The organism is Globicatella sp. PHS-GS-PNBC-21-1553 (assembly GCF_033564055.1).
In the GTDB taxonomy this organism is placed as follows: domain Bacteria; phylum Bacillota; class Bacilli; order Lactobacillales; family Aerococcaceae; genus Globicatella; species Globicatella sulfidifaciens.
The window spans coordinates 2296927-2310152 of the sequence record NZ_CP085470.1; the positions used below are offsets into that span (position 1 = coordinate 2296927).

At 36.5% G+C, this 13226-nt stretch carries 15 protein-coding genes; 1 reads left to right on the forward strand and 14 read right to left on the reverse strand.

Going from position 1 to position 13226, the window contains the following annotated elements:
- Positions 1 to 26: 26 nt before the first annotated feature.
- The 8 genes from LB888_RS11015 to ulaG all read right to left on the reverse strand — a co-directional run bounded on the left by LB888_RS11015 (position 27) and on the right by ulaG (position 6517).
- Positions 27 to 686 carry a nitroreductase family protein gene (locus tag LB888_RS11015; protein ID WP_318752952.1) on the reverse strand — a complete coding sequence of 220 codons (660 nt, stop codon included), beginning with the start codon at positions 684 to 686 and terminating at the stop codon, positions 27 to 29.
- A gap of 215 nt (positions 687 to 901) precedes the next feature.
- Positions 902 to 1612, reverse strand: coding sequence for an L-ribulose-5-phosphate 4-epimerase (locus LB888_RS11020; protein ID WP_318753980.1), 711 nt, complete (start codon positions 1610 to 1612; stop codon positions 902 to 904).
- Positions 1602 to 2462, reverse strand: coding sequence for an L-ribulose-5-phosphate 3-epimerase (locus tag LB888_RS11025; protein ID WP_318752953.1), 861 nt, complete (start codon positions 2460 to 2462; stop codon positions 1602 to 1604). Before LB888_RS11025 ends, LB888_RS11020 begins: the two co-directional genes overlap by 11 nt.
- Before the next feature lie 5 nt (positions 2463 to 2467).
- Positions 2468 to 3106 carry a 3-keto-L-gulonate-6-phosphate decarboxylase UlaD gene (locus tag LB888_RS11030; RefSeq protein ID WP_318752954.1) on the reverse strand — a complete coding sequence of 213 codons (639 nt, stop codon included), beginning with the start codon at positions 3104 to 3106 and terminating at the stop codon, positions 2468 to 2470.
- A gap of 67 nt (positions 3107 to 3173) precedes the next feature.
- Entirely contained in the window at positions 3174 to 3464 is a 291-nt protein-coding gene (locus tag LB888_RS11035; protein ID WP_318752955.1) for a PTS sugar transporter subunit IIB, read from the reverse strand.
- Positions 3465 to 3513: 49 nt separating this feature from the next.
- Positions 3514 to 4977, reverse strand: coding sequence for a PTS ascorbate transporter subunit IIC (locus LB888_RS11040; RefSeq protein WP_318752956.1), 1464 nt, complete (start codon positions 4975 to 4977; stop codon positions 3514 to 3516).
- 7 nt (positions 4978 to 4984) lie between these two features.
- Positions 4985 to 5425, reverse strand: coding sequence for a PTS sugar transporter subunit IIA (locus tag LB888_RS11045; RefSeq protein WP_318752958.1), 441 nt, complete (start codon positions 5423 to 5425; stop codon positions 4985 to 4987).
- A gap of 27 nt (positions 5426 to 5452) precedes the next feature.
- Positions 5453 to 6517: an L-ascorbate 6-phosphate lactonase gene (gene ulaG / locus LB888_RS11050; protein ID WP_318752959.1), complete on the reverse strand. Its 1065-nt coding sequence runs from the start codon at positions 6515 to 6517 to the stop codon at positions 5453 to 5455.
- A gap of 196 nt (positions 6518 to 6713) precedes the next feature.
- Here ulaG and LB888_RS11055 point away from each other — a divergent pair, with 196 nt between their 5' ends.
- Positions 6714 to 7493, forward strand: coding sequence for a DeoR/GlpR family DNA-binding transcription regulator (locus LB888_RS11055; RefSeq protein ID WP_318752960.1), 780 nt, complete (start codon positions 6714 to 6716; stop codon positions 7491 to 7493).
- Between the two features lie 607 nt (positions 7494 to 8100).
- Here the strand turns inward: LB888_RS11055 and LB888_RS11060 are convergent.
- The 6 genes from LB888_RS11060 to LB888_RS11085 all read right to left on the reverse strand — a co-directional run bounded on the left by LB888_RS11060 (position 8101) and on the right by LB888_RS11085 (position 13139).
- Positions 8101 to 8838 (reverse strand): glycerophosphodiester phosphodiesterase, encoded by a 738-nt coding sequence (locus LB888_RS11060; RefSeq protein WP_311920255.1) that lies wholly within the window; start codon positions 8836 to 8838, stop codon positions 8101 to 8103.
- A gap of 2 nt (positions 8839 to 8840) precedes the next feature.
- A complete protein-coding gene (locus LB888_RS11065) occupies positions 8841 to 9971 on the reverse strand; it encodes an ABC transporter ATP-binding protein (RefSeq protein WP_276647763.1) in 1131 nt (376 codons plus the stop codon).
- An 18-nt stretch (positions 9972 to 9989) separates the two neighbouring features.
- The gene (locus LB888_RS11070; RefSeq protein WP_318752961.1) at positions 9990 to 10301 is read right to left on the reverse strand and encodes an ABC transporter permease subunit; all 312 of its coding nucleotides are present in this window, start codon (positions 10299 to 10301) and stop codon (positions 9990 to 9992) included.
- A gap of 265 nt (positions 10302 to 10566) precedes the next feature.
- Complete coding sequence (locus LB888_RS11075) at positions 10567 to 10845, reverse strand: hypothetical protein (RefSeq protein ID WP_318752962.1); 279 nt, start codon at positions 10843 to 10845, stop codon at positions 10567 to 10569.
- A gap of 3 nt (positions 10846 to 10848) precedes the next feature.
- The gene (locus LB888_RS11080) at positions 10849 to 11733 is read right to left on the reverse strand and encodes a carbohydrate ABC transporter permease (RefSeq protein WP_078755943.1); all 885 of its coding nucleotides are present in this window, start codon (positions 11731 to 11733) and stop codon (positions 10849 to 10851) included.
- Positions 11734 to 11822: 89 nt separating this feature from the next.
- Positions 11823 to 13139: an ABC transporter substrate-binding protein gene (locus LB888_RS11085; protein WP_318752963.1), complete on the reverse strand. Its 1317-nt coding sequence runs from the start codon at positions 13137 to 13139 to the stop codon at positions 11823 to 11825.
- Positions 13140 to 13226 lie beyond the last annotated feature (87 nt).

Consider the following 13226-nt stretch of genomic DNA (forward strand, 5'->3'; position numbering starts at 1 on the left):
CTCCTGCTTCTAATGGTCTCATATTTTTATGCTAAAAAGTTAATTTTAGAATTCACATCATAACGTGTTGATTCAAGTGGTTCTTCGCCTGGTTTACCAATTGAAATGGCCATAATAGGTACGAAACGTTCGCTATCAAGTTCTAAAGTTGCAACTAGGTCTTTTGAATTATAGCCTGCCCATGCATTCGCTTCATATCCGTGTGCTCTAGCAACCAATAATAATTGCATTGCTAACATTGAACTGTCTAAGGTCGCATCTTTAATTAAAAAGTCGCGATCAGCTTTCTCATATAATGGTAAAAATGAGTTGAAAATAGAGTCTAATTTCTCTTTGGTAATTCTACCCTCTTCATAAACTTTAGTCCAAACTTCTCGATAAACTTTATGTGAGTGTGTATCGCCTAAGATAAAGATAGTTACTGGTGCTGTTTCTAATTGAGGATAGTTAAACGGCATTGTGATCGCTTTAACTTTATTACGAGCTTCTTCATTATCAACGACTACAAAATGCCATGATTGTAAGTTACACGCGGATGGTGTAATGGTAGCTTCATCTAACATTTCGACGATTTCATCCCGACTGATACTTTGACTAGGGTCAAAACGACGGCATGAACGACGATTGAATACGATATCTTTATAGTCATTATTAACATAATCTTTTGCTAAAAATTTTTCTCTCATGAAAACCCTCTCCTTTTCTTATAAATTAATTTTATCACTTTGCAATGTGATATTCAATTATTTTGTGAAATAATTAACAAAAGTTGTTAAAAATATGAGACTAGCTAACTACTATCGTTAGTTCTAGTCTCATACTATTAGTTGTTCTATTGTAGTAAACTGTAAAACATCGTTATTTCTTGTCTTTGTATTTATGTAGTACTAATAATTTTTACTTACTTTTGTCCATAATACGCATTAGCACCGTGTTTACGGTAATAATGTTTATCGAGCACATATTGAGGTAGTTTTTCAGCGTTTGCACGAACTGATTCAGTCATCTGTGCCATTTGACAGCATTCATCTAAAACTAAGCTGTTTTCGATGGCTTTTTGCGTTGTTGCTCCCCATGTAAAAGGACCATGACCATTGACTAATACTGCAGGGATAGCTAAGGGATCAAGGTTTTGATTTTCAAAGGTTTCAACAATAACTTTACCGGTATTCAATTCGTAAGCTTCTGTAACTTCTTCACTTGTTAGATGACGCGTAATCGGCACTTCTCCATAAAATGTATCAGCGTGTGTTGTTCCATATACAGGCAAAGAACGACCGGCTTGTGCCCAAGCGACAGCATTAGTACTATGAGTATGGACTACAGCATTAATATTAGGGAAATGCTTGTATAAATACACATGAGTTGGTAAATCAGATGAAGGTCGATACCCTTTCTCTAATGGATTACCATCTAAATCGACCACTACCATTTGCTCTGCAGTCATCTCTTGATAATTCACTCCACTGGGCTTAATGACAATGACACCGAGGTCACGATTAATTTCACTCACATTGCCCCAAGTTAATTTTACTAATCCCCAATTTGGTAATTGCAAGTTTGCTCGAAAAACTCGTTCTTTCATTTCTTGGATAATTTCTTTAGTCAAAATAGTACCCCGCTTCCTCTAAAAGTGGTAACAGATAATCTTTAGCTTCTTGAATACGTGCTGTTGGTTCAGAATCTGTTTCACTCCACATTTCAATAACGAAAGCCCCTTGATAACCGAGACGTTCCAACGTTTTTAAGCATCCCAAAAAGTCAACATCCCCTTCACCAAATGGGACGTTTTTAAAGACGCCCGGTGAATCAGCGGTAACATTTTTAGTGTCTTTAAGATGGATAGCCGTGATAGATGCTAAGCCTAATGTTAGTTCTTCAATCACATTATTTTCTGGCCATGCTGAAAGATTGCCAATATCTGGATAAACTTGTAACCAAGGTGAAGGCACTGCCCGATTTATTTGTTTAAATTTGGTGAGTGAGTTAATATAGGGATCATCCATAATCTCGATAGACAACATTACTTGTTTTTCTGCTGCCATGCAAACCGATTTCTTGAGATTTTCAATAAAATAAGCACTGGTTAAAACGTCTTTTTCTTCATAATAAACGTCGTATCCTGCTAATTGTATCGTTCTAACGCCTAATTTACTTGCGAGATTGATGGCTTTTTTCATAATTTCTAATGCTTTTTCACGCGTGCTTTTATCATGTGAACCAAGCGGAAATCGTCGATGGCCACTTAAACAAATTGATGGGATGAAGATACCAGTTTGATCAATTGCAGCACGGATTTCACAAACTTGATCTAAAGTCCAATCAAGTCGAGCTAATCGTTCATCGGTTTCATCAATTGACATCTCTACAAAATCGAAACCTAACTCTTTGGCAAGTTGCAATCGTTCAAGCCAACTTATATCTTTAGGTAATGCTTTTTCATAAATTCCTAAAGTTGCCATTAATACTACCCCCAAATTCGACGTATTTCGTCTTTAAATGCACGTGCTGCAGCAGCTGGATCTTCTGCTTGAGTTATACCACGTCCTGCAATAAAGGTATATACATTAATGCCCTCAAATAATTTTAAAGTATCGATATTTAATCCGCCTGTCACACTTACCTTGAAGCCCATTTCAACTAATTTTTTAACTTTGTTTAAATCTTTTTCGCCCCAAGTTTCCCCAGCTAATAAGGCATCTCGACTTTGGTGATAGATTGCTTGATTAATACCCGCATCTAACCATTGTTGTGCATGTTCGTAAGTCCAGTCCCCATATAATTCAACTTGTATTTCTTTTACTTCTTTGGCTGCTGCTTTCATCGTAGCAATCGTTGCTGAACAAATACAAGTCATCCAGTCTGCTCCACGATTAGCACAGTTTTTCGCTACCGTACCACCAGCATCTGCACATTTGGTATCGGCTACGATTGTTTTATTAGGAAATAATTCGCGTAATACGCCCACTACTTCACTGCCTACCTCTAACATTAAAACAGTACCTGCTTCAATAATGTCGACTTCTTGTCCTACTGCTACCGCATCTTTAATGGCATCTTTAATATTCGAATGATCCAATGCGACTTGTAAATTTGGAATACTCATATTATCTTATCCTTTCTTAGTTAAAAAGGACGGGCTCTTCACCACGTCCCTCTTTCGTTTTTATGAATTATGCTTTAATCTCAATAGCTTCTAATTGTTCCGTGATTTCTTTCTCAGATAAAAGATTTTGCAAACCAATCACATGAGTTTTAGGTAAATCTAAACCACTAAAAACATCTAATAATGCTTTAGAAACAAAGACGATGTCAAATTGTTTGGCAAGCGATTTTGCTTCGGATACGGCACAATGGTGGATTTCAACTGGAATATTTTTCTTTCTAAAAACATTCGCTAGTTTCATTTTTATAATTTGGCTTGATCCCATACCACTGCCACATGCTGCTAATACTTTGATCATTTTTATCATCTCCATTTTATTTTTTATAACGATAATTCATTATGTTTTATTATTGTTGCGTTGCTTCTAAATACGCTACATAATCTTCAGCTACGGTGAAATAATGCTCTTTATTCTTCATATATTGTAATTGAGGGATGACTAATAAGATTAAAAGAATGGCTGCCACCCCAATAAAACCACCATATTTCATCATCAAACCGAAACCAACCCAGATGGTATCCCAGTCGAAGTTACCATGCCAGCCACCATATTTTGCTAATTGGAAGACTGAAGCGGCAAAGGCTCCCCCTAAGACTTGAATTATTCCAGATAAAAATGGAATAATAGTAGCAGCTCTAAAGCCACCTTTATGATTTGCGTAAACTGCGAAGGTTGCATTATCAAAGAATACGGGCACGAATCCGGTAATAACTAAGACTGGACTCTTAAATACTAATAACCCCATAATCGCAATAAATTGTCCTAAAGTTCCGAATAAGAAACCGATGGTGACCGCATTTTCTGGTCCGAACCCATAAACGGCTGCACAGTCAATAGCTGGCATTGATCCAGGTAATAATTTATCAGAAATACCTTGGAACGATTCTGATAATTCTGATACGAACATCCGAACCCCGAGTTGTAAGATTTGTAAATAAACCGTGAAGGTTAATGATTTTTGTAAAATATAGAATACATAGTTTTGTGCGCCACCTGAGCTGCCGTATGCCGTATCGATGGTCATCATTAAGTCTTTACCCAAGATGCCCATAATTAAACCAAAGAAGACAAACATTAAGATAGAAGTTGCGACAATACTTTCTTTAAAAATTGATAGGAAACCTGGCAATTCAACTTCATCAATCCCTTTGCCATCTTTCGATTTAAAGAAAGGGGCGATTTTATCTGTTAACCAAACACCAAACATTTGTTGATGCCCAATAGCTAATCCTGCACCACCAGTCAAATCTTGAGTCGCTTCTACTGTTAAATTTGAAGAAACTGACCAATAAACCCCTAAAACTAAACCTAAAATGATTAAAATCTGCGTATCTTGTAATTGTGGAAAGGCAAATAGCACTAACCATAAGGCCGTTGAGGATTGTTGAACCATGATGTGTCCGGTAATAAAGACAGTCCGTACTTTGGTCCACTTTCTAAAGATGACTAAGATAATATTGACAATAAAAGCGACTAATAAGACCATTAACATTAAACTAAATGAACGCCCCGCTTCTTCAACCGCACTTTGTGCCGCAGATTGCCCAAAATATGGATCTATTACCGCAGCTTGTAAATTAAAACGTTCTTTTAATCCGGCTAATATCGGACGGAAGTTAGAGACTAAACCGCCAGCAGCAACGTTTAATATTAAATAACCTACAACGGCTTTGATAAAACCAGCTAATGCATCGTACCATTTCTTATTCATTAATAAGTAACCAATTAGCACTAGAAAACCAACGAAGAATGCTGGGTTGGTTAAAATGTTAACTTGGAAAAATTTCCAAAGATTAATAATAATCTGCATAAAAATCCTACTTTCTTGTGAGTGATAATAAATCTTCTGCGTTTTGTGCTGTTAGCAGTTTTTCAACTAAAGACTCATCTTCCAATAAAGTGACCAATTGTGTTAAATTTTCAAGATGTTGGTCATTATTTTTGGAAGCTAAAACAAAGAACAAGCGAGCTGTATAGTCACAGTTAGGACCAAAATCTACCGGTACTTCTGTTTTCATAAAGCCAATTTCAGTTTGATAAACCCCCTTACCTTCTTGAGCATGAGGAATACAAATTTCAGGTGCAATCACAATATAGGGTCCAAATTCATGAACATTATTAATAATATATTGTGAATAGTCGGTCGAAATAATCCCTTTTTCTTCTAAAGGTCGGCAGGCTGCTTTAATGGCATCTTCCCAACTTTCAAATTGATGATGAAAGGAATACAAGCCTTTTGCTACGATATTTTCTAACATAAAGAATCCTCCTACAGGTGTGTCACATTATAAGAATGATGGGAATGGTGTATCATTTTCATAGTGGAAGGCATCTTTAAATCCACGGTTAAACATAAATTCAAGTTTACCTAAATCTTGTGGATAGTTAAAACGTCCACCTACTTGCCAAATGTATGGATTGAATTGATAGTCTAAGCGATCCTTTTTCATTTTCCAAATTTGAACAATTTCTTGAGGATCTGCCATAAAGTTTGTCCAAATATCGTGATGCACCGGAATAACGACTTTGGCATTTAAGTTTTCTGCCATTCTTAAAATATCCACGGACGTCAGTTTGTCGGTAATACCGCGTGGATTTTCACCAAAAGCACCTAAACAGACATCAATTTTATGTTCATTTCCATGTTTGGCGAACATATTACAAAAATGTGAATCACCAGCATGATAAACACTACCACCTGATGTAGTGAATAGATAATTGACGGCGATATGATCCATATCTTGTGGCATTTTACCTTTTAATTCATATTCAGGATCACCATCCCAAGTTACTAAAGCGGTACGGTCGAATGATTCTAAAGCAGTAATTTTAATGTCTTTGATCATCAATTCGTCATTAGGTTTTACGACGATGGTTCTGTCTTCAGGTACACCCCATTTTACCCAGGTATCCACTACTGCTTGAGGTCCAACAAATTTAGCTTCTGGACAATTTTTGGCTACTGCTGCTGCCGTATTAATATCTAAATGGTCTGAATGGATATGCGTCACAACAAGGGCATCTACATTTTGAATTTCAAATGGATCTAATACGAATGGCTGGTTACGTAGATTCGGTTGTAATTGTTTGACACCACTCATTCGCATCATTTGGTGTCCTTTTTTCATATCCCCTGCCCCATGAGTTCTCTTACCAGTACCTGTCCATAAATCACATAAAATATTGGTGCCTTCATGCGATTTTAGCCAAATGCCAGTACAACCTAACCACCACATGGAAAATGAACCAGCGGGAACTTCAGCTTCTTGAATTTCTTCATTTAACCAAGTACCCCATTCTGGAAATGTACTTTTTAACCAACTTTCTTTTGTTACATCTTGAATGTTCATTTAAATTCCTCCTTGAACGTTTATAACGCTTTCATTGATTTAATAATAAACGATACTATTTAAGCTGACAACCCAGTTAAATGTTTGAATAAGATAATTTTATACATTTTATGTTCGTTTAAACGTTTGTTAAAGAAATATACTTTATTTTAATGTTTGTTTTGATTATAATATGTTTGAATAAGAGGTGAATGAGATGAAACAGTCAAAAGAAGTTGTTGAGGAAAGACGTTATAATATTTTGCAATTATTACAGGCTAGTCCAGATTTAGTATTGAGTGTGAATCAGCTAGCTAAACGATTAGCAGTCTCGCCTATGACCATTCGCCGAGACTTAACTGAATTAGAAATGATGGGGAAAATAAATCGTCTACATGGAAAAGCAAAAATACTAGAAAAACCCCACTTTGAAGGTAATACCAATAATGAACATATTGAAGCGATCAAATATAAAATCGCTAAACAAGCCAGTTCCTATATCGAAAATAATATGACAATCTTTATCAATAGTAGTAGTACCGCCTTAATGACCTTAAATCATTTAATTGATAAGTCATTAGTCGTCGTAACCAATAATGCCCATGTCATCGACATGAAAAATAATCCTAATACCTCCGTTATTTTAACAGGTGGTGAAATCCGCTTTCCGAAAGAAGCTTTGGTTGGGGATTTGGCCTTAGCTTCATTAATGAATTTTCAAGCAGATGTATTAGTTTTAGGCTGTTCGGGTATCAGTCCTGAACGAGGCATATCGACCGTGAATATTCATGAGTCAGCCGTTAATGCCCTTTTTATTCAAAATACAACTAAGAAAGTCATTGTCGTTGCAGATTATCGAAAAATTGGATATGATGCGAATTTCTTTGTTGCACCAACAGATGTCATTGATATCCTCATCACCGATTCATATGCAAATCCAGCCATAGTTGAAAGATTTGAACAACAAGGCATTCAAGTCATTCAATTGCCAATTTAAAAAGCTACTTTGCTGAAATTAGGTGAAGCTGAACAGGAAGTTGAATGGTTGTCGCTTTTACTATCGACTTTTGAAAGATAGTATTTGACAAGAAGTAAGAAATTGTTTGATTTTGATTTGCCTTCCACCTAAGCACAGATGGAAGTTGACCAGAAGTAAAAAATTGAATAAGTATTGCATCGTTTGTTGACTCTGTCGCAGTTGAAGTTGGGTAATAATGGAATCATATAACATGTTTAAAGGCATTATCCATTCTTAAAAAATAAACTATAATGTTAAAAATTAACGCGCCCCACTCTTTATGTGAGACGCGTTATTTTCATGGCTATAAATGATTTGGGAGTTGACCAAAAGTAGAAAATCAAATGATTTTCGCTTCGTCTGCCTACCCCCGCACAGTTGAGTAGGCCTCAAACAAGTCGAAAGACGCAGTTTGAGACCACTCAACCACTGCGCTTTTAATTATCGAACAATAACTTGACTAAATTTATTAAGTTTATGCTCAGCATCGTACATTGAGCTACAAATACGATCTATTATGCGTGATGCAATTGGAAAAATTTTGACTATGCCGCTTCCAGGTAATTTGAGCTTAAGATACTAAACATTAAGCATGAGCTACGACTTTATTAGCTAATTCTACGCAATTGGTAATGACCGCATTGACCTTTTGCGCTACCATCATTTCAAGATGTTCTTGTTCGTTGACGGTCCAGACATTGGTTTTAATACCTTTATCAGCCAAATTTTTAAAATCTTCTTTCGTTAAGCTAATGAAAACGGGATGATAATATTCAACACCATATTGAGCACAATAATTACCAGGCTCTAATAAGGCAGTATCTGATAAGAAACCACAAGCAATGTGCGGTGCTTTTTCTTTCACTTCTTGGATAGTATGATGATTGAAAGATGAAATAATGACACGGTCTTCAACGCTATATTTTTCAATTAAGGCAAGGGTTTTATCGACGATGCCAGGATAAACGAAAATATTATTTTTGATTTCAATATTGACCATTAAAGGTGTTTCAATTAACCATTCAAAAAACGCATCTAAAGTAGGTGCGGTAATGTCTTCATGGTTCGTTCCTTCAGGAATCTCTAGACCATTAGTGAAAGAGAATTGTTGAATTTCTTTTAAAGTTAAATCTTTTAAATATCCTGTTCCATTCGAGGTCCGATCAATTTTCTCATCATGACAAATGACCACTTGTTCATCTTTAGTTAAATGAACATCTAATTCAATGCCATAAGCCTCATGTTCAGCCGATTTTTTAAAGGCTAACATGGTGTTTTCTGGGTATAGCTCACTATAACCCCGATGTGCAATTACAAATGTCATTTTTACAACTCCTCTGCTAATTCTTTTGGTGAGAGAATGGTTTTACCAGTAGCTTTATCAAAGAGACTTAATTTTGTTAAATCCATTTTTACATGAACCGCTTGACCATATGAAATAATGCGTGGCGGATTAAAACGTGCAGCGCATTGACGGATAGCATCTGGGAATTCAAAGTAAACATAGGTATCAGAACCGATTTGTTCGACATTATTAGCCGTTACCGTGAACACAGAAGAGTCATCATTCACCTTTTTATATTTAATGTTTTCAGGACGAATGCCGACTAATATTTCTTGATTGCCAACCGGCACAATTAAGCGTTCGGCGATTTCATTTGGTAGTTCGATCGTGCGATCCGATAAAGCAAAAGATGGTTTACCATTCTGCATAACTAATTTAGATGATAGCATATTCATTTGTGGACTACCAATAAATTCAGCGACAAAAACATTTGCAGGATTATGATATAAATTAGCTGGTGTGTCAAATTGTTCGACATTCCCAACCGACATCACCGCAATCCGATCCCCCATGGTCATGGCTTCGGTTTGGTCGTGGGTAACATAGATAAAGGTGTTTTTTAATTCACGATGTAAGGCCACGATTTCAGCACGCATCGACACACGTAATTTCGCATCCAAGTTAGATAAAGGTTCATCTAATAAAAACACTTTGGGATTACGCACCATTGCTCGTCCTAATGCTACCCGTTGACGTTGGCCACCTGATAAAGCGCCAGGCTTCTTATCAAGAACGGGTTCTAATTGTAAGATTTTAGCGACTTCTTCGGCACGACGATAGCGTTCTTTTTTAGATACACCGGATAGCTTCATTGAAAAAGCGATATTATCACGATTGGTCATATGTGGATACAGTGCATAAGATTGGAAGACCATCGCGATATCACGTGCTTTGGGCGACATATTATTGACTAATACATCATCAATGAATAATTCGCCTTCTGAAATACGCTCTAAGCCGGCAATCATTCTCAATGTAGTTGATTTTCCACATCCGGAAGGTCCGACAAAGACAATAAATTCGCCATCTTGAATATCTAAATCAATATTCTTAACTGCTTTATAGCCATCTTCATAAATTTTGGCTACTTTCTTTAACTTAACATTTGCCATTTCATTCAATCCCCTTTTCTAACCTTTAACAGCACCTGCTGTTAAACCTTTCACCATATTGCGTGAACCAACAATAAAGATTACTAAACTTGGTATCATACATAAAACAACACCGGCGACCATTAAGACTAATGATTGTGAATCGGCACTATTTAACATGGAGATACCAATTTGTACGGTACGATTTCCATCTTGATTGGTGACTAATAATGGCCACATATACATATTCCAACCACCTAAGAAAGATTGAACTGCCATTGCACCAAGTGTCGGTTTAATTAATGGAATTAAAATCCTAAAGACAAAGCGTAAATCAGGACAACCATCCACTTTAGCTGCTTCATAAATTTCATAAGGAAAATTTTTGTAAAGCTTGCACACATAAAAAGATATTAAAGGCTGAAATCATAAATGGTATAATTAAAACTTTCAGTGAGTCGGTCCAACCCCATGATGAGACCATTAAAAATTGCGAAATGATAACCGATTCACCGGGAATCATCATCGTCGATAAGATTAAAGCATACAAAATACCTCTGCCCTTAAATTCTAAAAAACGAAAAGCAAAAGCTGCTAACGCTGAGGTGATAATTTGTCAAATCGTAATACTCGTTGCTACGATCATGGAATTACGGATATAAGTACCAATGGGTGCCGTCCGAAAAACATCAACGAAATTGGATAAGGTTGGACTTTTAGGAAACCAAATGGACGTAGGATCATATAATTCTCCGGCTGGTTTAACGGCCATTGAAAAGCCATATAATAAGGGAAACATCACAATTAGCCAGACAACAATATTTAATACTAATCGTAACCCCATCCAAAAACGACTCCAAAATAATTCATTTTCATTAAAAGCTTTATTGCTCATGGATTACTGCTCCTTTCGACGTAATTTGAACATCACGATGGTTAACAACATGACGATTATAAATAAAATAACCGATTCTGCTGAAGCAAATCCATAACGATAGTTCATAAAGGCATTACGATAAATATCATAGACAATGACATTAGTCGCTTGTCCAGGGCCACCTTTAGTTAAAATATTAATCTGACCAAAACCTTGGAAGGCATTGATGATATTGGTCACGATCACAAAAAACAATGTCGGTTTTAATGATGGAATAGTAATATATAAAAATTGCTGAAAACCATTGGCGCCATCTACTTGCCCACTTTCATATAAGGCATCATCAATCGATGCTAAACCAGAAGAAAAATAGAGAAAATTCATGCCACTATTTAACCACCCCGTCAATACTCCGATAACTAATAAAGCTGTTTCAGGTTTAGTTAAATAGTTAATATAAGTCCCTAAGAGACGATTGATAATCCCTACTGTCGGATTTAACATGACTTGGAAAATCATCGCCATTCCAGCAGAAGCAATCGCCATCGGCATTGCATAGGAAGTGGAAAAGAATTTAACACCCGGAAATGATTTTTGACATAATAAGGCCGTTAGGAATCCAATCGTAACCCCGACTACTACGACAATCACAACAAATACAAAAGAGGTTTTGACACTATTCCAAAAACTATCACTACTCAATAGTTCAGTATAATTGCCAAATCCTAAATATTCGACATTAGCTCCCATATTATTAGTTAAAAACATCGAACGATATAAGGTTTGGATAAAGGGCCAAAACATAAACAGACTCAAAATAATGATGGCCGGCGATAAATAAAGGTACCCTTTAATTTTGTCGAAGAATGTTTGTTCTTCTTTTATAATTACTACATCTTGATTCATCTTGTACTCCAATCTATAAAAAGAAAGTCAATCGAGATTAAAAGCAAGCTGCCTTTCTCCCGATTGATAACTTTCCCAAACTTAGCTGACTATTGATTTGCTTTGTTATAGTTTTCGATTGCGCTATTAATTTGGTCTGCCATTGATTGAGCTGCCGCTACTGGCTCTAATTCACCATTAAATACTTTTTCAACTTCATTTTCAAAGATTTGACGGGCTTCTTGGGCTACACCTGATAATGCGCCTTGGTCTTCTGGTTTAGCATCATGTAATTGATCGATTGCGGTTTGGAATTGCGGATATTCTGCTAAATTGTCCTTGAAGACTTGTTCATCATGAGCACCAATATTTACTGGGAAGTAACCTGTGTCAACATTCCATTGAGCTTGAGCTGGTGCTGATACTAAGTATTGGATAAAGTCCCACGTTGCTGCTTTACGAGCGTCATCTCCTGATTCAATCATCCATAATGAAGCACCACCGATTGAAACGCCACCTTTATCTTCCGCATCAATACCAGGATAATAAGCTACGCCCACTTCAAAACGTCCGTCAACTTCAGTTAAGATTTGACGTAAACTAGCAGTTGAACCAAAAGTAATCGCAGATTGACCGGCGATAAATTCTGGTTGTCCTCCAGTACGACCGACGTTTGGCATCATACCGCTGTCTACCCCTTTTTTCCACATCGTTAAGATTTTTTCCATCCCACTATTATCAATAAAGTCTACCGCAGTGGAAGGTTGTTCACCACGACCATTGTCCTCATTGAAAATGTCTTTTTCCATTTTGTTAAACCATTGATCAATCCACCAACCATAGATGGAAACAGTTGCTGGCATTGGTGCTCCCGCTTCTTGTAATTTAGGACCAATTTCAATAATTTCTTCTAAAGTGGTCGGCACTTCAACACCCGCTTTTTCAAATAAATCTTTGTTGTAGTACATTAACGGTGTAGAAGAGTTAAATGGCATTGAATTCAATTGACCACCGATTGTATAGTAAGCTAATAAATTTGGCTCTAATTGAGATAAATCAAATTGTGATTCATCGACAAATTGTTGAACTGGTACCGTTAATCCTGAATCAATCATAAAGGTTGAGCCAACCTCAAAAACTTGAACTAAGTCAGCCCCCACTTCTGAACCAGAAGCTGTAGAACGTAATTTAGTTAAAGTTTCATCATAAGAACCTTGATATTGCGCATCGACGATTACTTCTGATTGAGAGGCATTGTATTCGTCTACTAATTTTTGTAAAGCTTCACCAACACTACCACCCATTCCGTGCCAGAACGTGATTTTTGTTGGTTCAGCCGCATTTACTGTTTGATTGATTGGTAAAACCGCGCTTGAAACGGCAATTGATGAAGCCGCTAAAACTAATTTTTTAATCCATTTTTTCATCTATTATAGACCTCCAGAATAAAGTTCGAGTACTGTAGCACCCGCTATTCAGTATCTAATTTGCAATAGCTAAAGTCAATTGACTTT